Source organism: Streptomyces sp. NPDC050508 (assembly GCF_040655155.1).
In the GTDB taxonomy this organism is placed as follows: domain Bacteria; phylum Actinomycetota; class Actinomycetes; order Streptomycetales; family Streptomycetaceae; genus Streptomyces.
On the sequence record NZ_JBFAJJ010000037.1, the window covers coordinates 1 to 22,943 of the forward strand.

Here is a 22,943-nt window from a genome sequence, read left to right on the forward strand (position 1 = left end):
GCCCGGCCAGGTCTTCAGCCGGCAGCAACTGCTACATCCACACCGTCCGCGGCTTCGGCCCCGACACCCAAGTGCCGGGGCGCCCGCCGCCCTCAACTCGCAAGCCCCGTACGGTCATCCGGTGCCGAAGGCCCCCGTGCTGTAGGCGCACTCCGTGTAGATGTAGCCCGACCTGAGCTTGGCCGTGTCCGAGGCCGGCGTCGCGGTCGAACTGTCGGGACGGTGCACGAAGTACGTCGTCCCGGTCGGCAGACTGATCGTCTTCTGCGGGTAGTTCTTGCCGGAGCTGCACGGCTTGAACCCCTTCAGCAGGGTGGTGGTGAGGGAATACGACGTGCAGCTCCCGCAGCCCTTGAGCGTGAAGCTCCCGGTCACCGGCCCGGTGTACAGGACCGTGATGTCGTCGGGGCTGTCGTTCTTGACGGTGACGGAGATGCTGCCGCCGGACGCGGTCGTCGGCAGCTTCTTGCCTGCGGCCGGGACCGTCTGCGCCACCTCGGCGGCGATGGCGATCTTCTTGGCCCGGGTCCGGTTCTTGTCGTGCGTGTTGTTCTTCACGAAGTCGTTCATCGTGGAGAGCGCCGAGTCGAAGTCGCCGTCCTTGTACTGGTAGACGCCGCACTGATAGGCGCCGGAGTCGGCGTGGCTGCTCGCCTGTTGGGCATCCGCGCTCAGCGCGTCGGACACACCCGCCCCACCGCCCTGAAGACTCCCGATCTGGGTGGAGAGACTCTCCAACCCACTGACGGCTGTGCATGGTTGACTACCCGTCACACCCTTCACCGCCTGGCTGACGGCCGACTTGACGGCCGGTTCGACCTGACCCGCCTGGGACGACTGCGGGAACGTGGCCAGCAGATCGCCGAAGTTCGTCGACCAGTCCGCGCGTTGGGCGGCAAGACCGGTGGAGCCGCACTCGTACAGGGAGGTGGCGAGCCGGTCGTCGGGCCAGGTGGTGAGCGTGCCCAGTTCCTTCTTGCTGATGGTGCCGGGGACGGTCCGCAGGTACTTCAACTGGGGTATCGCGTCACAGTAGTTCTTCTGCGCGTAGGCGCCGGCGACCGTCGTGTAGAACGTCTTCAGCCGATCGGGCACACGCTTGGCCGCCCGCGAACCGGAGTGCGCGGTACTGAGGTCGTCGTAGGCGACCAGCGCCTGCCGGTAGTGGGGTTCGGCCGACGAGAACGGCAACCTCCCCGAGTCCGCGACGAGTTGGTCGGCCTTCTCCAGCCGGTCGAGGAGCATCTGCTGGGTCGCCTCGTCGCGGGCGTTGTCGTAGAGGACGACTCCCCCGGCCGGTACGGCGAGCAGGACCAGGCCGAGGACGACCGCGACCGGTGTGGGCGAGGGCAAAGCGAGGCGGGTGCGCAGGCCCACCAACGCGCCGTGGACGGCGGCGAGTACGAGGAACACGACGTACAGAGTGACTACGACGCCCGAGACGCCGTCCGGGTCTGCGGGCAGGGCCACCAGCAGCAGAACGATGGTCGCGACCCAGCACACCGCCATCAGCAGCCAGCGGCGCGTCAGCGCGTAACCGAGCCCGAGACCACTGAGGTTGAGGAGGCCGACCGCGACGGATCTGAGTCGGTCCGGCGGGGCGGGTGGTGGAGACGACGGCATCGGTGGCACGACGAACCCCTGGACAGACCCGTACTGATCCCCGGACATGATTCTCCCCCCGCTCAACAATGCCCCCGTTACCGTGACTTGTCAGTGTACGGTCGGGTTCACCGCCAGGACAGTGGGGTCCGCGCAGCCCCTCCACCACGCAGGACACGGGACAGTCCCAGCGCTGCCGTGCGTACCGCCGGGGCGAGTTGGGCGGGCCGGAAGCGGGCGCGCGGTACGGCGACCGAGAGGGCGGCGACCGCGGTGTCACCGGCGAACACCGGGGCCGCGATGCAGCTCACCTCCGACGCGGCCTCCTGTTCCTCGTAGGAGAGGCCGGAGACCTGGATCTTCTCCAGGGCCATGCGCAGGCGGGCCGGGTCGGTGATCGAGTACGGGGTGAGGCTCGGCAGCGGGCGGGACAGCACCTCCTCCGTCAACTCGGCGCCGGAGAAGGCCAGTAGCGCCTTACCGACGGCCGTGCAGGTCAGGGGCAGGCTGCCGCCGATGCGGGAGGGCAGCCGCAGGGCCTCGTGGCCGTGGATGCGTTCGAGGTAGACCACCTCCATGCCCTCGCGGACGCCGAGGTGGATGGTCTCGCGGGTGGCCTCGAAGAGGTCCTGGAGGAAGGGCAGGGCCGTCTCGCGCAGATCGCGCCGGTGCGGCACCAGCGAGCCCAGCTCGAACAGCTTCGCGCCGAGCTGGTATCGGGGGCCCGAGCGCTCCAGCCAGCCCAGCCGGACGAGGTCGGCGGCCAGCCGGTGGACCGTGGGCTTGGGCAGTCCGGTGCGCTCCGAAAGTTCCGACAGGCGGTACGGACCGCCGTCCGGGCTGAAACAGTCCAGGATGAGCGCGGACTTCTCCAGCATGCTGCCGCTCGCATTGTTCCGTGTCACGGAACAAACATTGTCCCCTTGCGGGGATGCTGTCTATACCGAGGGTGTACTCGCACTGCTCTCTCCCAGGAGGTAACCCGTGCCCACCGTGCCCGACGGCGCCCGTCCGGACGCCGTGTCCCCGGCCGTGGTCAAGGCCGCCGACCTGCTGGCGGAGGCCACCCGTACCGGGGTCGCCTGCCCGCCGGTGCGCGACCTGCTCGACGACGGCGACCTGGAGACCGCCTACGCCGTGCAGCAGCTGAACGTCCGGCGCGGCCTGGCCGCCGGCCGCCGCGTCGTCGGCCGCAAGATCGGCCTGACCTCCCCGGCGGTGCAGCGTCAACTCGGCGTGGATCAGCCGGACTTCGGAGCACTGTTCGCGGACATGGCGGTGCCGGACGACGGCGAGGTGCCCTTCGGACGACTGCTCCAGCCGAAGGTGGAGGCCGAGGTCGCGCTCGTCCTCGGCCGTGATCTGCCGGAACGCGAGTGCACGATCGTGGACGTGCTGCGCGCGGTGGACTTCGCGCTGCCCGCGCTGGAGATCGTCGACAGCCGGGTGCGGAACTGGGACATCTCCCTCGTCGACACCGTCGCCGACAACGCCTCCTGCGGTCTGTACGTCCTGGGCGCCACCCCCGTACCGCTCACCGCCGTCGACCTGCGCACGGTCACGATGACCATGAGCCGGGGCGGCGAGACCGTCTCCGAGGGCACCGGCGCCGACTGTCTCGGCAGCCCCCTCACCGCTGCCGTCTGGCTGGCCTCGGCCCTCGCCGAGCGGGGCGACCCGCTGCGCGCGGGCGACCTCGTGCTGACCGGCGCCCTGGGCCCGATGACCCCGGCCGCCCCGGGCGACGCCTTCGAGGCCCGCATCTCGGACCTGGGCTCGGTACGGGTCCGCTTCGCCGAGGAAGCCGACGAAGCCACGGAAGGGGACGGAAAGTGACCACGAAGGTCGCCATCATCGGCTCCGGCAACATAGGCACCGACCTCCTCATCAAGGTCCTGCGCCTGTCGGAGACCCTGGAGATCGCCGCACTGGCAGGCATCGACCCGGACTCCGACGGCCTGGCCCGCGCCCGCCGCCTCAAGGTCGCCACGACTCACGAGGGTGTCGAAGGACTGGTAAAACTGGACGAGTTCGCAGACGTGGACATCGTCTTCGACGCGACCTCGGCCGGCGCCCACCGCCACCACGAAGAGGTGCTACGGCCCCTGGGCCGCACCCTCGTCGACCTCACCCCGGCCGCCCTCGGCCCGTACGTCGTCCCGCCGGTCAACGGCGACGCCCACCTCGACGCCCCGAACGTCAACATGGTCACCTGCGGCGGCCAGGCCACGATCCCGATCGTCGCCGCCGTGGGCGCGATCTCCCCGGTCCACTACGGCGAGATCGTCGCGTCCATCGCCTCGCGCTCGGCCGGACCGGGCACCCGCGCGAACATCGACGAGTTCACCGAGACCACCTCCCAGGCCATCGAGGTGGTCGGCGGCGCAGCACGCGGCAAGGCGATCATCGTCCTCAACCCGGCCGAACCCCCGCTGATCATGCGGGACACCGTGCACTGCCTGGTCTCCGACTGCGCGACCGAGGCGGTCACCGCGTCCGTCGAGGAGATGGTCGGCCGCGTCCAGGCGTACGTGCCCGGCTACCGCCTCAAGCAGAAGGTCCAGTACGACACGGTGGCCGCCGACGACCCGCTGCGCACCCTCGCACCGGGCGCGGGCGAACTGCTGAAGGTGTCAGTGTTCCTGGAGGTCGAGGGCGCCGCCCACTACCTCCCCGCCTACGCCGGAAACCTGGACATCATGACCTCGGCCGCGCTGCGCACCGCGGAACGCATGGCCGCCCGCACCAGCAAGGAGGCAGCCGAGTGACCACGTCCCTCTACGTCCAGGACGTCACGCTGCGGGACGGCATGCACGCCGTACGGCACCGCTACACCGTGGACCAGGCCCGCGCGATCGCCGCAGCTCTGGACGCGGCCGGAGTGGCGGCGATCGAGATCGCGCACGGCGACGGACTGGCCGGCTCCAGCATCAACTACGGCGTCGGCGCCCACACCGACTGGGAGTGGATCGAGGCCGTCACCGGCGTCGTACAACAGGCGATCCCCACAACGCTGTTGCTGCCCGGCATCGGAACCGTCCACGACCTGAAGCAGGCCCATGCGCTGGGCATCCGCTCGGTACGGGTCGCCACGCACTGCACCGAGGCCGACATCTCCGCCCAACACATCGCCGCCGCGCGGGAGTTGGGCATGGATGTGGCCGGGTTCCTGATGATGTCCCACATGGCCGAGCCCACCGAACTCGCCCGCCAGGCCAAGCTCATGGAGTCCTACGGCGCCCACTGCGTGTATGTCACCGACTCCGGGGGCCGGTTGACGATGGACGGGGTCCGGGACCGCTTCCGCGCGTACCGCGAAGTCCTCGCCCCGGAGACCGAGTTGGGCATCCACGCCCACCACAACCTCGCGCTGGGCGTGGCCAACACGGTCGTCGCGGTCGAGGGCGGCGCGGTACGCGTCGACGCCTCCCTCGCGGGCCAGGGCGCGGGCGCGGGCAACTGTCCGCTGGAGGCGTTCGTCGCGGTCGCCGACCTGATGGGCTGGAAGCACGGCTGCGACCTGTTCCCCCTCATGGACGCGGCCGACGATCTCGTACGACCCCTTCAGGACCGTGAGGTCCGGGTGGACCGCGAGACCCTCAGCCTCGGCTACGCGGGCGTGTACTCCAGCTTCCTGCGCCACGCCGAGACCGCCGCCGCCCGCTACGGCCTCGACACGCGCAGCATCCTGGTCGAGGCCGGGCGGCGGGCCATGGTCGGCGGCCAGGAGGACATGATCACCGACATCGCGCTGGACCTCCTTGCACGTACGGAGAGCTGATCGGGGTCAGGGGGTCGTGTCCATGCGCTGCGTGCCGATGACCGACAGCAGCCGCAGGGCGCCCTCGGACGGTGAGCCGGGGACGGCGGTGTAGATCACGACCCGCTGGTCCCGGTCGGAGAGGTCGAGCACGTCGCAGTTGACGGTGACGGGACCGACCAGTGGATGCTGGAAGGTCTTGCGCAGAGTGGGCGCGGTGGACACGTCGTGGGATGCCCACAGCCGGGCGAACTCCTCGCTTCCGGCGAGGAGTTCACTCACCAGCTCGGTCAGCTCCGGATCGTCGGGGTAGCGGGCGGCGGCGGCGCGCAGGTCCTGTGCCGCGCGGCGGCCGAACGTGTCGGCGTCCGACACGCCGTACAGGCGTTGCCCTTGCGGATGCGGGCCGAGGAAGACGCGGCGCAGCAGGTTGCGGTCGCGGCGCGGCACGGCCGAGAAGTCCTCCATGAGGGCGGCGGCCAGGTCGTTCCAGGCGATCACCTCGTGCGTCGCGGAGACCACGATCGCGGCGGCCTGCGGCAGCCGGTGCAACAGGTCGAGGATGCTCTGCCGCACCTCGCGCGAGGGACCGGGCGGCGGGCCCGGCGGTACGCCCGCCAGGTGGTGGAGGTGGTCACGCTCGGCGTCCGTCAGGCGCAGGGCACGGGCCAGTCCGGCCAGTACCTCGCGCGAGGGGTGCGGGCCGCGGGCCTGCTCCAGCCGCGTGTAGTACTCGGTCGAGATGAACGCCAGCTGCGCCGCCTCCTCGCGGCGCAGTCCCGGGGTACGGCGCCGCGGTCCCGCCGGCAGCCCCACCTCGCCGGGGGTGATCCGCTCGCGCCTGCTGCGCAGGAAGTCGGCCAGTTCTCGTCGATCCACTCCCCCAGTGTGTACGGGAGGCGGCCGGTCCAGCCAGGTACTGCCGGTGCCTGGATCAGCCCCGGGGACGGGCGCAGGCTCACTGCCATGAACAACACACCCACTTCCCCTTCCCTCGGTCTGCTGGCCGGCAAGATCGCCTTCGTCACCGGCGCCGGACGCGGTATCGGCGCGGCGGCGGCGCGGCTGTTCGCCCGGGAGGGCGCCCGCGTGCTGCTCGCGGCCCGGACGGAGGCCCAGCTGAAGGCGGTCACCGACGAAATCCGGGAGGCAGGCGGCACCGCGGACTACGTGGTGTGCGACCTGGCCGACGCGACCAGCGTGCGCACGGCCGTCGACCGGACCGTGGACCTGTACGGCCGACTCGACGTGGCCTTCAACAACGGCGCGACGATCCAACGCCCGGGCCCGATGGACGAGTTGCCGGAGAGCGACTTCGACCACATCTACGACGTGAACCTCAAGGGCGTCTGGCTGGCCATGGTCGCCCAGGTCGCCGCGATCCGCGCCACCGCGGGAACCGGCGCCATCGTCAACAACTCCTCCGTCGGCAGTCTGATGGGCAACCCCGAACTGCCCGCCTACGGCGCGATGAAGCGCGCGGTCAACAGCCTCACCGAGTCGGCCGCCATCACCTACGGCCCGGAAGGCATCCGGGTCAACGCCATCGCCCCCGGCGGCACGCTGACCGAGATGATCCGGACCTGGGAAGCGGACTCTCCCGGTCTCCTGGAACGCATCACGCACACTCCGCTGGGGCGCATGGCCGAACCCGACGAAATCGCCCAGGCGGCGGCCTGGCTGCTCAGCGACCGCGCCTCCTTCGTGACCGGCACCGTCCTGCGGGTCGACGGGGGCGCACGGGCCTGACGGTCGGGCAGCTCGGTGAAACGCTAGACGGCCGCTTCACGGCGGTTGTGGCGGCGGATGATCAGCCACGTTATCCAGCCGACCCCGATGATGAACCCGAAGCTGATGACCCGGTAGAGCACGACCGTGGCGATGGCGGTACTGGTCGCGACGCCGCCGGTCACCAGCCCCAGGATCAGCGCGCTGTCGATGAGGCCGAGGCCGCCCGGGATGATCGTGAGGGTCCCGGCGGCCATGCCCGCGCAGAAGGCGAGCAGCAGTTGGGCGTTGCTGATCTGCGTGTCGCTGATGGCGTGGAAGCACAGCCACAGACAGCCCGCGTCGAGCAGCCAGTTGAGCACGGCGAAGACGGCGGCGGCGACGGCGTGCCGGGGTTCCAGCCGGGCCGTACGGAGCTGCTCGACGAAGCCGCGGATGCGGTCCAGGCCCTGGTTCTCGGGAAGGTGCCGCAGCCGGTTGACCCGGGCCAGCGCGGCGCGGGTGGCCGGTTCGACCTTCTCGGGGTGGCGGGTGATGCGCCGGATGCCGACGGTGAGCAGGAGCACGGCCAGGCCGAGGGTGACGAGGCTGTGCCACTGGAGGCTGCCGTCGGAGGCGATCGCGGAGATCGCGGTGACGACGGCCAGGGCCGCCGCCGAGAGGATGCCGGACAGCGCGATGCACCAGGAGGCGATGGCGGGCGTGGCTCCGAAGCGGCGCATCTGCTGGTAGTTGAAGTGGGTGGAGAAGGCCGGGCCGCCGGGCAGGGTGGCGCTCAGCGAGTGGGCGGCGTAGGCCAGGGCGACGTGCCGTTGGATCGGTACGTCCACGCCGGCGGAGCGCAGCAGTCGGCGCTGCATGCGCGCGTAGCAGCCCATGGCGGCCACCTCGGCGACGAGCGCGACGGCGAACCAGTTCAGTCGCGGTGCGCGCAACTGCGACAGGGCGGCGGCCAACGACGGCCATCCCAGGACCAGTTCGGTGGTGAACAGGGCGAGCAGGACCGTGATCACCACCGGCCGCAACCAGCGTCGGGTGCGGCGCGGGGTCGCGTCGGCGGGTTCGGTGGCGGTGGTGTCCGGAGCGTGCACAGGCAGGACCGTCGATTTCGTGGAGTGAGCCGCAGCCGCCGGCGGTCCCGGCACCGCCCCATGCGGGGACGGTGTTCTGCGAGGGAAAAAGAGAGGGAGAGAGCGCCGAGGCGGAACTGCGCCAGTTTATCCACGATGGTCCGACCTATCGAAGCGTGCCCCCTGCACGGAGTCGGCGTGCTCCTGGTCGCGGTCGCCCTCCGCCTTCTCCGACTGCTCGGGCTCGGACTCGGTGGTCGCACGGCGCCCCGGCAGGACCGCGAGGACGATCAGCGTCCCGGCGGCCATGATGATCCCGCCGACCAGGCTGGTCTGTGCGACACCGTGGGCGAAGGCCTCGTGCACGGCGTCGACCAGGGCCTGTGCCTGCTGCGGTCCGGCGGAGGGGGTCTTCGCGATCTCCTGGGCGACCGCCAGGCCGCCGCCCACCGAGTCCTTGGCGGTGTCCAGCGCGGCGGCGGGGAGGTGGCCGCCGACCAGGTCGGTCAGCCTGTCCTTGTAGCTGGTGCCCAGCAGCGAGCCGAGGATGGCGATACCGAGGGAGCCGCCCAGTTCGAGCGCGGTGTCGTTGGCGCCGCCGCCGACGCCCAGCTCGTTCTCCGGGAAGGAGCCCATGATCGTGTCCGTGGCCGGGGAGACGCTGAGCCCGATCGCGAAGCCCAGCAGCAGCATCGTCGGCAGGAAGTCGCCGTAGGTGGAGGTCTTGTCGACCTGGGTGAGCAGGAGGACGCCCACGGTCCCGAGCACCATGCCGGTCACCACCATCGGCTTCATGCCGAGCTTGGGGGTCAGCCGCCCGGTGACCGCGGCGCCGAGGAACACGGCACCGGCCAGCGGCAGCAGTCGTACACCGGTCTCCAACGCGTCGTAGCCGAGGACGAATTGGAGGAACTGCGTGGCGTAGTAGATCGCGCCGAAGGTGCCGAAGAAGAAGAACAGGACCGCCGCCATCGAGCCGCTGAAGGGACGCTGTGCGAACTTGCGGACGTCGAGCATGGGGTGCGGGTGGCGCAACTCCCAGGCCACGAAGGCGGGCAGACCGACGGCGGCGACGACGGCCGCGGTGACGGGGCCCGTGCCCCAGCCGAAGTGCGGGCCCTCGATGATCGCGTAGACCAGGCTGCCGACCGAGACGATCGAGAGCAGACCGCCCACGTAGTCGATGCGGGCCGTCGTGTCCGCCTTGGACGGCGGTACGAGGATCAGGGCGCCGACCACCGCGACGACGGCGATCGGGACGTTGATCAGGAACGTGGAGCCCCAGGCGTGGTCCTCAAGGAGCCAGCCCGCGACCAGTGGGCCGACGGCGATGGCGAGGCCCGAGGTCGCGGTCCAGGCCGTGATGGCGCGGGCCCGCTCACGCTTGGGGAAGATCGCGACCAGCAGGGACAGCGTGGCCGGCATGACCACCGCCGCGCCCACACCCATGATCGCGCGGGCCGCGATGACCAGTCCTGTCTCGTGGACCAGGCTGCCCGTCACCGATCCGCCGGCGAAGATCACCAGGCCGGTGACGAGCGCGCCGCGACGGCTGTACTTGTCGCCGATCGAGCCCAGCACGAGCATCAGTGCGGCGTACGGGACGGTGTAGCCGTCGATGACCCACTGCAGATCGCTGCTGCTCAGGCCCAGGTCCGTGGTCATGTCCGGAGCGGCCACGATCAGCGAGGTGTTCGCCATGACCACGATCAGCAGGCTCAGACAGAGCACGATCAGGGCCGACCAGCGCCGTGCGTACGGCCCGGCCATCTTGTCGACGGGTGTGGTGGCGAAGAGCGGCATCGAGGGCTCCTAGGCGGGACATTAATTGCTCACTGATGTGCAGGCTATTTTATTGCCCACCAATGTGCAACTATGCCGAGGCGGGCCGGCCCTTCAGGAGGTGTCGAGGTGATCAGTCGCAGCAGCGCCAAGGCGCAGGCCACCCGCGCCCGCATCCTGGAAGCGGCCCGGCGGGAACTGGGCCGCGACCCCGACAGCGGCCTCGGTGACATCGCCGAGGCCGCGGGCGTGGCGCGGCGCACCATCTACGGGCACTTCGCCGGGCGGGCCGCGCTCGTCCACGGCCTCGCCGCGGACGCCGGGGAGGCGGTACGGCGCGCGAGCGCCGCCGCCCGCGCGCCGACGCCGGACGCCGTGACCGCCCTGGCCCACTTCGTCCTCACGCTGTGGCCGGTCGGCGACCGCTGCCGCATGCTCATCACCCTCGCCCACCGCGACCTCGACCCCGACGCGGTCGACGCACTGCTCGGCCCGGCCCGTGACACGGTCGCCCGGATCCTCGCCCAGGGCCAGTACCAGGGTGTCTTCCACACCGCCGTCCCGCCCGTCCCCCTCACCAGGGCCGTGGAGGCACTCGTACTGTCGCTGCTCGACTCCGTCAACTCCGGCCGCTGGACCGACGACGGCACGGCCGCCACCACCGCGGCCCTGATCGCCGCGGGCGTCGGACCCGACCTCGCGGCCACCACGGTCCACCGTCTGCGACCGTCCCACTGAAGGAGACCCGTGCACCCGTACGACCACGCCGACGCCACCGTCCCCGCATACGAGCCCGGGGACGCGCGCCCGCCCCGGCGAAACCGGCGACCGGTCGTGATCGCCGTCGGCGCACTGCTCGCCCTGCTCCTCGTGCCCGTCACCGTCGACCGCCTCGCGAGGACGCGGGTGGAGTCTCGTACGGCCGAGGAGTTCCAGGAGGGGATGCGCACCCCGTCGGCGCCACAGGTCCGCGTGCGGGGCTTCCCGGTGCTGACGCAGTTGGCCTCCGGCACCCTGCGGCAGGTGGACATCACCGCGCACGACATACCCGCGAGCGATGCCACCGGCCCATTGCCGGTGACCGAACTCTCCCTCCGCCTGACGGAGTTGAGGAAATCCGACGACGACACGGAGGCACTGGCCCGCTCGGCGCAGGCCACCGCCCTGCTGTCCTACCCGGACCTGTCCGACGCCCTGGGACCGGAGATCTCGCGGGGCACCCGTCCCGGCCAGGTGCGCGCGAGCGTCCCCGTGCCCACCGGCGACGCCGTCACCGTGACGGCGACCGTCTCGGTGCTGTCCGGCAACCGCATCGCCTTCAAGGACTTCCAGGTCACGGGCGGTCCACTGCCCGGGGTGGGAGGTGCGGCGCTCGGCCAGGTCTTCGCACAGCCGATCCAGCTCCGGAACATCCCTCAGGGCCTGCGCCTGCGGTCGGTCACCGCGACGGAGAGCGGGCTGGTCGCCCGGCTGACGGGCGAGTCGGTCACCTTCCGGTCGGCCGACGGGTCACGGAACGGGGGCGCGCAGGTCAACTCGCCCTACGGGAAGGGCGTTTGATACTCAGCCCTCCGTGGGCGCGACCTCGTCCACCACGATCCGTGCCTGCTTCTCCGGCACCCCGGCCGCGATGAGCGCGGCGATCGTCGCCTGGGTCCCGTCGTCCTCCAGTTCACCGGAATTGACCTCTTCGAGGAGGGCGATCGTCAGGGCTTCCAGGCCGGCGCTCAGCACGGCGGGCGGCAGTTGGGTGTGGAAGACGCCGTCGCGCTGTCCTCGGTCCAGGATGGTGGTGGCCGCGCGGCGGGCCGGGGCCAGGATCTCGGTGACGCGCTCCTGGCCCAGGTCACGGCGGGCCAGCGCCAGGAGGAGCCGGTAGCGGTCCCCCACGGTCCACATCGACAGCACGAAACGTGCGAACGACCGCTCGGCCGGCTCCGCCCCCGGACCGGACGGTGCCGGGTCGGCGGACAGCACGCCCCGCAGAGCCTCCGACGCCTCCTCGGCCAGCGCCTCCAGCAGCGCCTCCCGGCCGGGGAAGTGCCCGAACAGGGTGCGTCGCACCACGCCGGACGCGCGGGCGAGTTCCTCCAGGGTGATGTCCGGGTTCCGGCCGAGTTCCCGCCGGGCCGTGGCCAGGATGCGTTCCCGGTTGGAGCGCGCGTTGCGTCGCTGGGGGACTCGGGCCGGGGGCTTGGTCACGGACAACCTCGGTGAAGTGCGGGAATGACGGAGCAGGCGTGAGCGGTGCGTCCAGTCTGGCACGCGTCCCCCGGTCGAACGGCATCGCGACGGCACAGCCGCACGCCGATCTCCCCTCGGCGGAGATCGGCGTGCGGGCCGTGCCGCTCAGTAGCTGCGCAGGTAACGGTCGAGCCGGGAGCGGGCCCTGTTCACGCTGAGTCCCAGCGCCTTGCCGAGTGCCTCACCCGACACGTCGTCGGCCCGCGCCCCGTAGGCGGCCTCTCTGCCGACCCGGCCCGCCATGCGTTCCAGCATGGCCACCGCCTTCAGCGCGGCCACCGGCGCCGTCTCGGCGAGCGTGTCGAGGCGTTCCTCCAACTGCTCCATCAGGTCGGAGAGTTCGTCCGGCAGCGGCACCGTCCGGCGTTCGACCGCGAGGATGTGTTCCCACCAGTCGTCGTACGCGGCGGACGTGTCCAGGTCGTCGAGATCGTGATCCTCCACCTGCTCCCAGTCGATGGGATGGCTCTCCCCACGCCAACCGCACGCGCAGGAGGCCCGCCAGGCGCCCGCCTTGGGGCGGCCCAGCCAGCCGTTGTACGCCCACCACTCACACGTCTGGAACATGTTGCTGCCACTGCCCACGTCCAGATACACCGGTTTGGGCTCACTGCCGTCGGCGAGGGTCGCACCCACGATGCCCTCGTGGGACTCCCCGAACTCCTCACTCCGCCATGCCACAACTCCCCCTTCCAGCAGCCCACTACGGCCGGACCGACATCGGAGGCCGGCCCGGCCACGGTACGAGAGTGCCGCGGAACGGACGTCCGGGGAGGGTGACGGCACCCAACAGACCGGATTGTTGGGCCCGGACGGCCCGTCAGGCGACCGCGGGATCGAGCAGCCCCGCGCGCAGGCGCCGGAGCATACGGCTGATGAGACGGGACACGTGCATCTGGGAGATGCCGAGTTCCTCGCCGATCTCGGCCTGGGTGCGCTCCTCGACGAAGCGCATGTGGATGATCTGCCGCTCGCGCTCGTCGAGTTGGGCGATCAGGGGAGCCAGGGAGCTCAGGTCGTCGACCAGTTCCATCCCCGGGTCCTCCTCGCCGATGACGTCGGCCAGCACGGTCTCGCCCTCGGCGCCGGCGTCGGCACTGAGCGCCGCGTCGAGCGAGGAGGAGGTGTAGCCGTTGGACGCCTTGCGGGCCTCGATGACCTCTTCCTCGGTCAGGCACATCAGCTCGGACAGTTCCCGGGTGGTGGGTGTACGGCCGAGCCGGGAGCGCAGTTCCTCGGTCGCCTTGGCCAGCTCGACGCGGGCTTCCTGCAGGCGGCGCGGCACGTGGACGGCCCAACTGGTGTCGCGGAAGAAGCGCTTGATCTCGCCGACGATGTAGGGGACGGCGAACGAGGTGAACTCGACCTGGCGGGAGAGTTCGAAGCGGTCGATCGCCTTGATGAGTCCGATCGTGCCGACCTGGACGATGTCCTCCATCTCGTTGTTGCTGCGGCTGCGGAAGCGCGCCGCCGCGTAGCGCACGAGGGAGAGGTTCATCTCGATCAGGGTGTTGCGCACGTACTGGAACTCGTGGGTGCCCTCCTCCAGCGAGGTCAGCCGGTCGAAGAACTGGCGCGACAGTTCACGCGCGTCCTTCGGGCTCACCTTCGACGGCTCGGCGATCAACGGGAGGGACCCCTCTGCCGCCACCCGCTGCCCTGCCGTGGCCGCTGCCTTCGCTGCCGTCACGGCTCCCATAACGTCCACCCCATTCGTCCGAACGAACTGCCGACATGAGCCCTCTGCCCCGGTTCACGTGACTCACTCCCCCTCATTCGGCCAAATCCGGGGCGCACACCTCGTTTTCGGCGGTAGCCCGTGTTCACACGCTCTTGCGGCCGACGCCCGCGTAGACCCAGTACTCCGACGGGTTCTCCGGGATCTCGTCCGCCGGGTCCGGGCGCCACAGAGGGACGTAGGTCAGGCCGGGGGCGACGAGGTCGAAGCCGTCGAAGAGCCCGAGGATCTCGTCGTGGGAACGGGCCGTGACGGGCGAAGTGGCCCTGGCGCTGTACAACTTGCCCACGGCCGCCGCCGTGTCCGGGCGGTCCTCGTTGGTGGCGTGACTCATGGCCAGCCAGCTGCCGTCGGGCAACGCGTCGCGGAACGCGGCGACGATGCCGGCCGGGTCCTCCGCGGGTGCGACGAAGTGCAGGATCGTGATCATCAGTACGGCGACGGGCTGCTCGAAGTCGATCAACTTCCGTACCTGCGGCGAGGACAGGACGTCGGCCGGCCGCCGGATGTCGCCGTCGACGATGTCCGCGTCCGGGTTGCCGGCGAGGAGGGAGGTGCTGTGGGCCACGGCGACCGGGTCGTTGTCCACGTAGACCACGCGGGCTCCGGGGCGGGCCGCCTGCGCGACCTCGTGGACGTTGCCCTGGGTGGGGATGCCCGAGCCGAGGTCGATGAACTGCCGTACCCCGGACGCGATCAGGAAGCGCACCGCCCGGCCGAGGAAGTCGCGGTTGGCGCGGGCCAGGGTGCGCACCTGGGGGTCGATCGCCGTGAACGCGGCCACTGCCTCGCGGTCTATGGCGAAATTGTGTTCACCGCCCAGCATCGCGTCGTACATCCGGGCGACACTCGCCTTGTCGGGATCGATCCCCTGCGGCAGACCTCCGCTACCCGGCACCACAACTCCCTTTCGCCCGATGATCCTTGACGCGTCATCATATAGTTGCCGACGAAAGCACGGCAGACCGCTTGCCTCCCTCGCCACGCGGCCGGTCCCCACCCGGAAAGGCACGACCCTGCGGAACGAACCGCGCAGTCACCACGGTGACGCACCCCCTGCCGGGCCCCCACGCCGCAGGCAGGCCTTCGCCCCCGCCGCGGACGTGATCGGCTCGGAGCTCGACCTGCGGCTGACCGGCAGCCATGTCGTGCACGCGCTGACGCCCGGGTTCTGCGACGCGGCGTCGGTGTATCTGCTGGAGCGGTGGGTTCTGGAGGAGACCGCCTACCTCGCCGTCGATCCGCCCCAGATCGAGGCGCGTCGGCTGGCGGTGCGGGTGGGCACGGAGGCGCCCGAGAGCTGGGAGGGTGTGCTACCGGTCGGCGAGGTGGTCGTCTTTCCGCGCGAGACCCCGTACGCGCGCGCCCTCGCCAGCGGTCACTCGCAGGTTCTCGACGGAGTGGACAAGCACACCTCCGAGCGGCTGCTGGCCTCCGCGGGCGGGGACGCGCAACGCATAGACGACCTGCTGGGGACGGCGTCGTTCCTCGTCGTGCCGCTCCAACTGCGCGGCGCCACCGTCGGGTTCGTCGCCTGCACGCGCGGCCCGGAGCGGGACCCGTTCCTGCCCGGCGAGGCCGTGGCCGTGGAGTCGCTGGCGGCCCGGGCCAGCGTGGCCCTGGACAACGCGCGCCGCTACGAACGGGAGCGCCGCACCGCGCTGGCCATCCGCAACAGCCTGCTCCCGGACCCGGCCCTGGCGTTCCACGGCTGCCGCATCGCCCACGGCTATCTGCCCGCCGGCCAGGCCAACATCATCGGCGGCGACTGGTTCGACGTCCTGCCACGCCCCGGCGGCCGGGTCGGCCTGGTCGTCGGCGACGCGATGGGGCACGGACCCGAATCCGCCGTAGCCATGATCCAGTTGCGTACGGCGGTGCGCACGCTGGCCCGGCTCGACATGGAACCGGCCGAACTGATGCGCCGACTCGACGAGTTGGCCTACGACACCCCGGGCGCGTCCTTCGCGACCTGCATCTACGCCGAGTGGGACGCCCAGGCGCACTCCTGCACCCTCGTCGGCGCCGGCCACCCTCCCCCGCTGCTGCGTGGCCCGGACGGACCGGCCGCACCGGTCACACTCGCCAGCGCGGGACTGCCCCTGGGACTCGGCACCGGCAACTACGAGGCCACCGTGCTGACCGTCTCCGAACCGTCCCTGCTGCTGCTCTACAGCGACGGGCTGGTCGAGTCCCGGCACGCCGACATCGACCAGGAGATCGCCGGTCTGGCCCGGGCCCTGGACACGGCCGCCGGCGGCCCGGACGCGTTCCCCTCGCTGTGCGAACGGCTGCTGCGCGCGCCGTCCGCGGCGCCCGGGGCCGACGACCGCACGCTGCTGCTGGCCGAGTTGACGCCCGCGACCACCTGAACAGGCCGCGGACGTCCTCGCCCCCTCCCTGTGCGCCTCTCGTCAGAGGCCGGTCAAGAGGGTCGCCCACACGGCTTTTCCGCCGGTGAGCGCCGACCGGTCGACACCCCACGTGTCCGCGATCGCCTGCACGATGAACAGCCCGCGCCCGCTCTCGTCGTCGTCGCACGGTTCGCAACGGGACAGGCTGCTGCCCGCATAGTCGTGGTCGTGCACCTCTATGCGCAGACAGCGGTCGTCGACCAGCCCGATCCCGCACAGGAGCCGGGCGCTGGGGGTGTGGCACACGCCGTTGGTGGCCAACTCGGAGATGAGCAGCACGGCATCGTCACGCACGCTCTCGGGCACCTGCCATTTGGCCAGCTGCGCGCCCATGGCATGGCGGGCGACCCTGACGCCGGAGCGGTGCGCCGGAAGTTCCAGCCAGTGCGCCAGGTCCGGGCTGGCGACGTCTAAAAGCTGCGGGGAGGGAGTCGTGTGGGGGGACACGGTGGTTCGCCTTCCATCGGGGGCGGGCGCAGGCGGGAGACGCGGCTCGACAGCAACACATATGCCGGAATGGGGGTGTTCCGGCGACAAGCCTAGATCGCTGACACAAGTAACTATGCCCATAGGTCAGTTCAAGCTGCAACCGACTCCCTGATAATTTCAGAACGACGGAATCTGTCTGGCGACATCAGCAAGTCGCTGTCAGACTAACGCCGGTGACAGTCCCTCAGGAGGTTGGGCGTGAGCGAAGCTCGTTCGGGCACCGGCGCCAGTGCACCCACGGTTCTCCGCATGATCCTCGGCCGACGGCTGCAGGAGCGGAGGCAGGGTGCGGGCGTGTCCCTGGAGGATGCCGCCAGGGCCCTGCGGGTGAAGTCCCTGACCATCCGGCGCCTGGAGAAGGCCGAGGTCGGCCTCAAGCCTCTCTACGTCGAGAAGCTGCTGGAGACCTACGGCGCCGACCGGCAGGAGATCGAGGAGTTCGTCGCCCTCGCCGAGCGCGCCAACCAGCCCGGCTGGTGGCACGACTACCGTGATGTGCTGCCCGGCTGGTTCACCGCCTACGTGAGCCTGGAGACCGGCGCCAAGACCCTCCGTACCTACGAGCCCCACTACGTCACGGGGCTGCTCCAGACATACGACTACGCGCGTGGCGTGCTGAGTGGCGGCTTCCCGAACGACAACGACGAGGACCTCGAACGGCGGGTGCAGTTACGTCTGCGCCGACAGAGTCTGCTGGAGAGGCCGGACGCGCCCACGCTGTGGGCGGTGCTGGAAGAAGCCGTGCTCCACCGGGTGGTGGGCGGTCCCGCGGTCATGCGGGACCAGATAGACCGGCTCCTTGAGGTCTCGGAACTGGACCACGTCAGTGTCGACATCGTCCCGTTCTCGGCGGGTGCCCACGTAGGGGCGTGCGCACCCTTTACCTATTTCCGGTTCGAGGAACCGGAGCTGCCCGACGTCGTCTACAGCGAGATCCTCTCCGCCTCCATGTACCTGGACCAGCGATCCGACGTCGTGGCCCATCTGGAAGCGCACAACAGGATGTCGCTGCTGACCTCGTCCGCGGACAGCAGGGCGCTCTTGAACCGCATGCGCAAGGAGTACTCATGACCACCACCGACAACACGGTCTACAACGGGATGCCCGCGTCGAACCTCGGCGATCAGGGCTGGGAATGCCCCTGGAGCGGTCCCAACGGGGGTCAGTGCGTGGAAACCAAGCAACTCGCCGACGGCCGTGTCGCGTTGCGCCAGTCGACCGACCCCGCAGGACCCGCGCTGATCTACACGCCGCAGGAGATGGCCGCGTTCGTCGCCGGAGTGAAGCGCGGCCTGGCCGACCATCTGATGGCCGGCTGAACCAGACCACAGGCGTGGGGAATTGGAGCCGGCCCGGCTGCGACCTGCCCGAGACGCCGATGCACACCACTTGAGAGGGAGAGCATGACCAACCCCAGCGCCGCGCGGGACATCGACACCAGCAGGCCGCACTCCGCCCGCATGTACGACTACTACCTGGGCGGCAAGGACCACTTCGAGGTCGACAAGCAGGCGGCGGAAACGGTCGCGGCGGCCTACCCCGCCATCTTCGTCTGCGCCCGCGAGAACCGCGCGTTCATGCACCGGGCCACCCGCGTCCTCGCCAGGGAGCACGGCATCCGCCAGTGGCTCGACATCGGCACCGGCATCCCCACCGAGCCGAACCTGCACCAGGTCGCCCAAGCCGTGGTCCCCGAGGCCCGGGTCGTCTACGCCGACAACGACCCCCTGGTCCTCAAGTACGCCGAGCGCCTGATGCGCAGCACCCGACAGGGCCGCACGACGTACGTCCAGGCGGACGTCAACGACCCGGACACCTTGCTCAACGCCCCCGAACTGGCCGCCGTACTCGACCGCGACCAGCCGATCGCGCTGTCCCTCAACGCGCTTCTGCACTTCGTCACCGACGCCCAGGACCCGTACGGGATCGTGGCCCGCCTGTTGTCGGTTCTCCCTTCGGGCAGCGCCCTGGCCGTGAGCCACTGCACGCCCGACTTCGACCCCACCACCTGGGAGAAGGTGACCTCGATCTACAACAATGCCGGGACACCGGTGCAGTTCCGCTCCCAGAAGGACGTCTCCCGCTTCTTCACCGGGCTCGAACTGCTCGACCCCGGCATCGCCGTCGGCCATCGCTGGCGCCCCGACGCCGCCGACGAGGACAGCATCACGGCTGAGCCACCGACGGACGCCGAGGTCAGCCTGTGGACCGGGGTGGGCATCAAGCCGTAGACCCGTCGCAGGAGGCCGTCGTTGGAGATCGTCGTAGGAGACCAATGACGTTACGTGCGGGAAACCTTGACGATGGCGGTGCCGGATGCCACGATTCCGGCGCCGCCATGTTTGCGTAAACATCCCCAGGGTCGGCCCGTCCGACAGATCCCGTCGGCGTTCCGACCGCAGGATGTTTACGTAAACACCGCGTCGCGGCCGGTGGAGGAGGGAGGACAGGAGGCTCCCGGCGAGCAGGGCCCACCGTGCCCCTACTCCCCCACCACCACCGAGCCCACCGGGACTCGGGACGACGAGCCGACATCACCCGTCCCGCCCGGTATCCGTTCCGACGGCCGCTCAGCCGCGCGCAGGCCTCGCCATGCGCGGAGTCGCCATTCCTGAAAGGGCAAGTCGATGCGCACCATCCCCGCCAGAACCCGCCTGCGGGCCACCTTCGTGGCCGTCGCGATCTCCGCGGTCACCGGCACCACTCTGGCCGGCAGCCCCGCCTCCGCCGCGCCGAGCACGAACACGTCCCAGTTCAAGGGCGTCAACTGGGCCGACCCGCGCGACAATTACGCCGACGACCCGGTCGTCCTGTCCGGCCTGTCGCTCACGGACACCTACGCCCAGACGTACGCCAAGGCGACCCGGGTGATCGCGGCGTTCCGCGCCAACCTCGGCGCGAACACGGTGCGGCTGCCCATCAACCCGTACACGGTGAACGGCAGTTACTGGAAGTCCTACCGCGGGGTGATCGACGCGGCGACGGCGCAGGGCTTCAAGGTCATCGTCTCGTACTGGGAGGGCACGGGCGCCAACAAGGACGGCTTCATCGACGACCCCGCCACGTACTGGCCCATGTGGAACACCGTGGTCAAGACGTACCAGCACAACCAGCGGGTCTACTTCGAGCCGATGAACGAGCCGCACGGCTACACCGACACCGAGTGGGCCGACCTCGCCGCCAAGTGGCTGGACACCTACTCCTCGGTGCCGCGCAACCGCGTCTTCGTCAGCGGCGCCGGCTACAACGACCACGTCACCACGGTCTGCGCCGACCCCCGCCTCAAGGGCACGTACCTCTCGCTGCACCACTACGGCTTCTGGAAGGACTACGCCACCTACGACCAGTGGGTGAGCGACCTCAAGGTGCGCCTCGGCGACTGCGCGAACCGCACCGTGGCCGACGAGTTCGGCGCCCCGATGACGACGGGCCTGAACTACAACGTGCCGACGCCCGCGGACAATTCGGTCAACTTCATCCAGGCCGACACCGACGTCTTCCGCGAGCTCGGCATGGGCTCCGTCTACTGGCCCGGCCTGCGCACCGACGACACCTACTCGATCCAGAAGCTCATCGGCGACGCGGCCCGCCCCTGGCTGGTCACCACCAACCAGTCCGGCGCCGACCGCCTCGCCTGGGCCTGGGGCCGCGGAAAGCCCGTCAAGTCCTGACTCCGGTTGCCTGATCCGTGTCTTCCAGCACGCGGGGGACACGGATCAGGCCGCGCATCCTGGGGTGAACGGCCCTACGGTGTATCGGAGTTCGGGCTGATGCCCGGGCCGCAGGTGTCGGCGAACGGGCGACCACGGGTCCGGTCCACCTGGGAGCGAGTGCACGTAGGAAGCGGTCGGCGAGGGCAGGGCCGGTCGCGAACGGGGTGAGCATCACGCCGCACGCCGCCCGGCAGGATGGGCCATCGCGAACTGGGAGACGGGGTCGTCGAGGCGGTTGCCTCCGACTTCGAGTCCGCCTTCGCGGTCGACGCATTCGCCAACCACCTGTTCGCCTCGCACCCGCCTCACCCACGAAGCTTCGCAGCGGCGGCAGTTGACTGCTGTCTGGCCAGTTCCTGAGTCACCGGTGACGAGGGGCAGGCACGCGCCCGGCGAGCGTCGAGCGTCGACCACCGGGCGGCGCAGGATCCCCGCCGCGACTACGCGGCCTACATGGCAAACTCGCCCTCTTCCCCCCCGCCCACCTCGCCCGCAAGGGCCTATGTCACCAAACGCGCCTTGTAGGCAATATTCATTGCCTACAAGGCGCACCAGTCTCCAGGAAAGGCTTTTCGGTCGACTCTAAGTGGTGCTAGGTTCTCCACTTAGCGGGCCGGCGGCGAGGCTCCGGACCAGCCGTCGCATCCCACGGCGCTGGTGACCCCGCAGCCGGCGAACGACTCTGCCGATCAATAGGTCCAACGCCCGAAAGACCGCACTGACCACACACGTGACGCTGCCGTTGGCCATTGACGAATTCCTCTTTACTCCTTCTGCATCCTTACAGACGGGAAAAGCAATGCCCGACCAGGAATCACTGGTACTTCCGCCCCACGTGGAGGACCCCGAATCACTTCCTCCCAAGGTGGAAGCCCCTGCCGAGGGGAGCCTACTGACCTACTGGCAGGATCGCGTGGGCCAGCATATTCATGATTCGTACGCCGGCGTCCGTCTCATGAAATTCCCCGAGGATCTGCGGATGTTCGAGCATCTGCTGTGGCTTTCCCGGGCCCAGGTCGTCGTGGAACTCGGCACCCACTCGGGCGGCTCGGCGCTGTGGTTCCGGGATCGACTGCAAACCCTGGCCGCATACGGTCTGGTTCCCCCGGACATCCGCGTGATCTCCGTCGACCTCTCCCAGAAGGCCACCCATGACGTCCTGGCCGCGGCCGACAGCCGCTATGCCGAACACATCACCCTGCTGGAAGGAGACATACTCGATCCGGACACCAGCTCCCAAGTCGCCGAGTGCATTCCCCAGGGCGCACGCTGCCTCGTGGTGGAGGACACCCGACACGCCTACGAGACCACCTTCGCGGCACTGAGTCACTACTCCCGGTTCATCCCCGAGGACGGTTTTTTCGTGGTCGAGGACGGCGTAATAGATTCCCCGGAACTGTGCGTACACATAAAGCCCCCGGGCGAGACCGGCGGAGTCGTGTCGGCGGTAAAGGACTGGCTTTCCAGCGATCAGGGGGAATTCTTCCAGGACAGGTCGGACCTGGACAGATACGGAATCTCCTGCCGCAACATGTGGCTGCGCCGCAGAGCCGACACGACTTCCGCTCCCGACTCCGTAACACACCCGAAGTAACAGGTTTGCCCGTCATCCCTGCTGGGGCTTGTCCATGCCTGCGCGGTAGGTACCGGGGGTGATGCCTACCGTCTGGGCGAAGGTCTGGACGAAGGCGCTGGTTGTCGCCCAGCCGCAGGCGTGGGCGGTGTCGGTGACGGTGGCGCCCTCGGCGAGCATGACCATCGCGGTGAAGATCCGGACACGGGTGCGCCACTGAGGGAACGTCATGCCGAACTCGTCGCGGTAGAGGCGGGAGAGGGTGCGCTCGCTGGTGTGCACACGGCCGGCGAGCTGGGCGAGGGTGCAGGGCTGGTGCAGGTCTTCTTCGACGAGGCGGCAGGCGTCGGCCAGTCGTTGGTCGCGGGCTGCGGGCAGGGCGACGGGCTGGGCTGTCACGCGGCGTAGTCGGTCGCGCAGCACTGCCTCGATGTGCCGGGTCTCGGTCTGCGTGAGGGTGGTGCCGGTAAGGGGGGTGCCGGTGAGCGCGATGAGCAGTTCGCGCACCAGAGCGTCGACGGCGATGACCGTGGGGCGTTCGGCGTCGAGCGGGGGCGTCCTGCCGTGGGCGGGGAAGCCGATGGTGTGGAAGCGACTCCGGCCGTAGAAGCGGTGTTCGTGCCAGGTGTTCGCCGGAACCCACACGGCGCGGTCGTTGGAGGCGATCCAGGAGCCGTGTTCCGTAGTGATCGCGAGGACGCCCGAGCTGACGTAGATCAGCTGGTGGTCGTCGTGGCGGTGCCGGTCGATGGTCTCGCCGCCACCGAGGAACCGGGTGGTGGTCGGCGCGACGGGCTCGTGGCGGATCTGCGACATGGATAGGCAGAATA

Annotated in this window: 23 protein-coding genes; 12 read left to right on the plus strand and 11 right to left on the minus strand. The window is 69.9% G+C overall.

The window, feature by feature from the left end:
• Positions 1 to 114: 114 nt before the first annotated feature.
• Both AB0I69_RS47950 and AB0I69_RS47955 read right to left on the minus strand, forming a co-directional pair.
• Positions 115 to 1,671, minus strand: coding sequence for a hypothetical protein (locus AB0I69_RS47950; protein WP_363102167.1), 1,557 nt, complete (start codon positions 1,669 to 1,671; stop codon positions 115 to 117).
• Between the two features lie 59 nt (positions 1,672 to 1,730).
• A complete protein-coding gene (locus AB0I69_RS47955; RefSeq protein ID WP_363102210.1) occupies positions 1,731 to 2,480 on the minus strand; it encodes an IclR family transcriptional regulator in 750 nt (249 codons plus the stop codon).
• 106 nt (positions 2,481 to 2,586) lie between these two features.
• On the opposite strand from AB0I69_RS47955, the gene mhpD reads away from it, so the two are divergent.
• From mhpD to dmpG, 3 genes are read left to right on the plus strand one after another with little or no spacing between them, the layout of a single operon-like run.
• Positions 2,587 to 3,438 carry a 2-keto-4-pentenoate hydratase gene (mhpD, locus tag AB0I69_RS47960; RefSeq protein WP_363102168.1) on the plus strand — a complete coding sequence of 284 codons (852 nt, stop codon included), beginning with the start codon at positions 2,587 to 2,589 and terminating at the stop codon, positions 3,436 to 3,438.
• Positions 3,435 to 4,370 (plus strand): acetaldehyde dehydrogenase (acetylating), encoded by a 936-nt coding sequence (locus AB0I69_RS47965; RefSeq protein ID WP_363102169.1) that lies wholly within the window; start codon positions 3,435 to 3,437, stop codon positions 4,368 to 4,370. Before mhpD ends, AB0I69_RS47965 begins: the two co-directional genes overlap by 4 nt.
• Positions 4,367 to 5,383, plus strand: a complete 1,017-nt coding sequence (gene dmpG, locus AB0I69_RS47970; protein ID WP_363102170.1) for a 4-hydroxy-2-oxovalerate aldolase — start codon at positions 4,367 to 4,369, stop codon at positions 5,381 to 5,383. Before AB0I69_RS47965 ends, dmpG begins: the two co-directional genes overlap by 4 nt.
• A 6-nt stretch (positions 5,384 to 5,389) precedes the next feature.
• Here the strand turns inward: dmpG and AB0I69_RS47975 are convergent, their stop codons facing one another.
• A complete protein-coding gene (locus AB0I69_RS47975) occupies positions 5,390 to 6,241 on the minus strand; it encodes a helix-turn-helix transcriptional regulator (protein ID WP_363102171.1) in 852 nt (283 codons plus the stop codon).
• An 87-nt stretch (positions 6,242 to 6,328) separates the two neighbouring features.
• Here AB0I69_RS47975 and AB0I69_RS47980 point away from each other — a divergent pair, with 87 nt between their 5' ends.
• A complete protein-coding gene (locus AB0I69_RS47980) occupies positions 6,329 to 7,111 on the plus strand; it encodes a glucose 1-dehydrogenase (RefSeq protein ID WP_363102172.1) in 783 nt (260 codons plus the stop codon).
• A gap of 23 nt (positions 7,112 to 7,134) precedes the next feature.
• Here AB0I69_RS47980 and AB0I69_RS47985 read toward each other — a convergent pair whose 3' ends face one another.
• Both AB0I69_RS47985 and AB0I69_RS47990 read right to left on the minus strand, forming a co-directional pair.
• Complete coding sequence (locus AB0I69_RS47985) at positions 7,135 to 8,181, minus strand: YbhN family protein (protein WP_363102173.1); 1,047 nt, start codon at positions 8,179 to 8,181, stop codon at positions 7,135 to 7,137.
• A 126-nt stretch (positions 8,182 to 8,307) separates the two neighbouring features.
• Entirely contained in the window at positions 8,308 to 9,963 is a 1,656-nt protein-coding gene (locus tag AB0I69_RS47990; RefSeq protein WP_363102174.1) for an MFS transporter, read from the minus strand.
• Positions 9,964 to 10,071: 108 nt separating this feature from the next.
• Between AB0I69_RS47990 and AB0I69_RS47995 the strand changes: the two genes are divergently transcribed.
• Positions 10,072 to 10,680: a TetR/AcrR family transcriptional regulator gene (locus tag AB0I69_RS47995; protein ID WP_363102175.1), complete on the plus strand. Its 609-nt coding sequence runs from the start codon at positions 10,072 to 10,074 to the stop codon at positions 10,678 to 10,680.
• A 9-nt stretch (positions 10,681 to 10,689) separates the two neighbouring features.
• Positions 10,690 to 11,502 (plus strand): DUF2993 domain-containing protein, encoded by an 813-nt coding sequence (locus tag AB0I69_RS48000; RefSeq protein ID WP_363102176.1) that lies wholly within the window; start codon positions 10,690 to 10,692, stop codon positions 11,500 to 11,502.
• 3 nt (positions 11,503 to 11,505) lie between these two features.
• On the opposite strand, the gene AB0I69_RS48005 is transcribed toward AB0I69_RS48000, so the two are convergent.
• From AB0I69_RS48005 to AB0I69_RS48020, 4 genes are all read right to left on the minus strand, one after another.
• The gene (locus AB0I69_RS48005) at positions 11,506 to 12,144 is read right to left on the minus strand and encodes a TetR/AcrR family transcriptional regulator (protein ID WP_363102177.1); all 639 of its coding nucleotides are present in this window, start codon (positions 12,142 to 12,144) and stop codon (positions 11,506 to 11,508) included.
• A 147-nt stretch (positions 12,145 to 12,291) separates the two neighbouring features.
• Positions 12,292 to 12,867, minus strand: a complete 576-nt coding sequence (locus tag AB0I69_RS48010; protein WP_363102178.1) for a hypothetical protein — start codon at positions 12,865 to 12,867, stop codon at positions 12,292 to 12,294.
• Positions 12,868 to 13,006: 139 nt separating this feature from the next.
• A complete protein-coding gene (locus AB0I69_RS48015; protein ID WP_363102179.1) occupies positions 13,007 to 13,885 on the minus strand; it encodes an RNA polymerase sigma factor SigF in 879 nt (292 codons plus the stop codon).
• A 124-nt stretch (positions 13,886 to 14,009) separates the two neighbouring features.
• On the minus strand, positions 14,010 to 14,825 hold the full coding sequence (locus AB0I69_RS48020; RefSeq protein ID WP_363102180.1) for an SAM-dependent methyltransferase: 816 nt from the start codon (positions 14,823 to 14,825) through the stop codon (positions 14,010 to 14,012).
• 202 nt (positions 14,826 to 15,027) lie between these two features.
• Between AB0I69_RS48020 and AB0I69_RS48025 the strand changes: the two genes are divergently transcribed.
• Positions 15,028 to 16,296, plus strand: a complete 1,269-nt coding sequence (locus AB0I69_RS48025; protein ID WP_363102181.1) for a SpoIIE family protein phosphatase — start codon at positions 15,028 to 15,030, stop codon at positions 16,294 to 16,296.
• 42 nt (positions 16,297 to 16,338) lie between these two features.
• Here the strand turns inward: AB0I69_RS48025 and AB0I69_RS48030 are convergent, their stop codons facing one another.
• Positions 16,339 to 16,785: an ATP-binding protein gene (locus AB0I69_RS48030; protein ID WP_363102182.1), complete on the minus strand. Its 447-nt coding sequence runs from the start codon at positions 16,783 to 16,785 to the stop codon at positions 16,339 to 16,341.
• Positions 16,786 to 17,025: 240 nt separating this feature from the next.
• On the opposite strand from AB0I69_RS48030, the gene AB0I69_RS48035 reads away from it, so the two are divergent.
• The 5 genes from AB0I69_RS48035 to AB0I69_RS48055 all read left to right on the plus strand — a co-directional run bounded on the left by AB0I69_RS48035 (position 17,026) and on the right by AB0I69_RS48055 (position 22,134).
• Entirely contained in the window at positions 17,026 to 17,898 is an 873-nt protein-coding gene (locus AB0I69_RS48035; protein ID WP_363102183.1) for a helix-turn-helix transcriptional regulator, read from the plus strand.
• The gene (locus tag AB0I69_RS48040) at positions 17,895 to 18,146 is read left to right on the plus strand and encodes a DUF397 domain-containing protein (protein WP_363102184.1); all 252 of its coding nucleotides are present in this window, start codon (positions 17,895 to 17,897) and stop codon (positions 18,144 to 18,146) included. The genes AB0I69_RS48035 and AB0I69_RS48040 overlap by 4 nt, the downstream gene beginning before the upstream one ends.
• Positions 18,147 to 18,230: 84 nt before the next feature.
• On the plus strand, positions 18,231 to 19,058 hold the full coding sequence (locus AB0I69_RS48045) for an SAM-dependent methyltransferase (RefSeq protein ID WP_363102185.1): 828 nt from the start codon (positions 18,231 to 18,233) through the stop codon (positions 19,056 to 19,058).
• 396 nt (positions 19,059 to 19,454) lie between these two features.
• Positions 19,455 to 20,498, plus strand: coding sequence for a cellulase family glycosylhydrolase (locus tag AB0I69_RS48050; RefSeq protein ID WP_363102187.1), 1,044 nt, complete (start codon positions 19,455 to 19,457; stop codon positions 20,496 to 20,498).
• A gap of 841 nt (positions 20,499 to 21,339) precedes the next feature.
• Positions 21,340 to 22,134, plus strand: coding sequence for a CmcI family methyltransferase (locus AB0I69_RS48055; protein ID WP_363102188.1), 795 nt, complete (start codon positions 21,340 to 21,342; stop codon positions 22,132 to 22,134).
• Positions 22,135 to 22,146: 12 nt separating this feature from the next.
• Here AB0I69_RS48055 and AB0I69_RS48060 read toward each other — a convergent pair whose 3' ends face one another.
• Complete coding sequence (locus tag AB0I69_RS48060; protein WP_363102189.1) at positions 22,147 to 22,929, minus strand: helix-turn-helix transcriptional regulator; 783 nt, start codon at positions 22,927 to 22,929, stop codon at positions 22,147 to 22,149.
• Positions 22,930 to 22,943: the final 14 nt, after the last annotated feature.

What these genes read in the sequence shown, in the direction of transcription:
- AB0I69_RS48015 (WP_363102179.1), bottom strand. Translation starts at nt 13,885, where the DNA reads ATGGGAGCCGTGACGGCAGCGAAGGCAGCGGCCACGGCAGGGCAGCGG.
- AB0I69_RS48060 (WP_363102189.1), bottom strand. Translation starts at nt 22,929, where the DNA reads ATGTCGCAGATCCGCCACGAGCCCGTCGCGCCGACCACCACCCGGTTC.
- AB0I69_RS48050 (WP_363102187.1), top strand. Translation starts at nt 19,455, where the DNA reads ATGCGCACCATCCCCGCCAGAACCCGCCTGCGGGCCACCTTCGTGGCC.
- AB0I69_RS47950 (WP_363102167.1), bottom strand. Translation starts at nt 1,671, where the DNA reads ATGTCCGGGGATCAGTACGGGTCTGTCCAGGGGTTCGTCGTGCCACCG.
- AB0I69_RS47990 (WP_363102174.1), bottom strand. Translation starts at nt 9,963, where the DNA reads ATGCCGCTCTTCGCCACCACACCCGTCGACAAGATGGCCGGGCCGTAC.
- AB0I69_RS47955 (WP_363102210.1), bottom strand. Translation starts at nt 2,480, where the DNA reads ATGCTGGAGAAGTCCGCGCTCATCCTGGACTGTTTCAGCCCGGACGGC.
- AB0I69_RS48045 (WP_363102185.1), top strand. Translation starts at nt 18,231, where the DNA reads ATGACCAACCCCAGCGCCGCGCGGGACATCGACACCAGCAGGCCGCAC.
- AB0I69_RS47980 (WP_363102172.1), top strand. Translation starts at nt 6,329, where the DNA reads ATGAACAACACACCCACTTCCCCTTCCCTCGGTCTGCTGGCCGGCAAG.
- AB0I69_RS48055 (WP_363102188.1), top strand. Translation starts at nt 21,340, where the DNA reads ATGCCCGACCAGGAATCACTGGTACTTCCGCCCCACGTGGAGGACCCC.
- AB0I69_RS48040 (WP_363102184.1), top strand. Translation starts at nt 17,895, where the DNA reads ATGACCACCACCGACAACACGGTCTACAACGGGATGCCCGCGTCGAAC.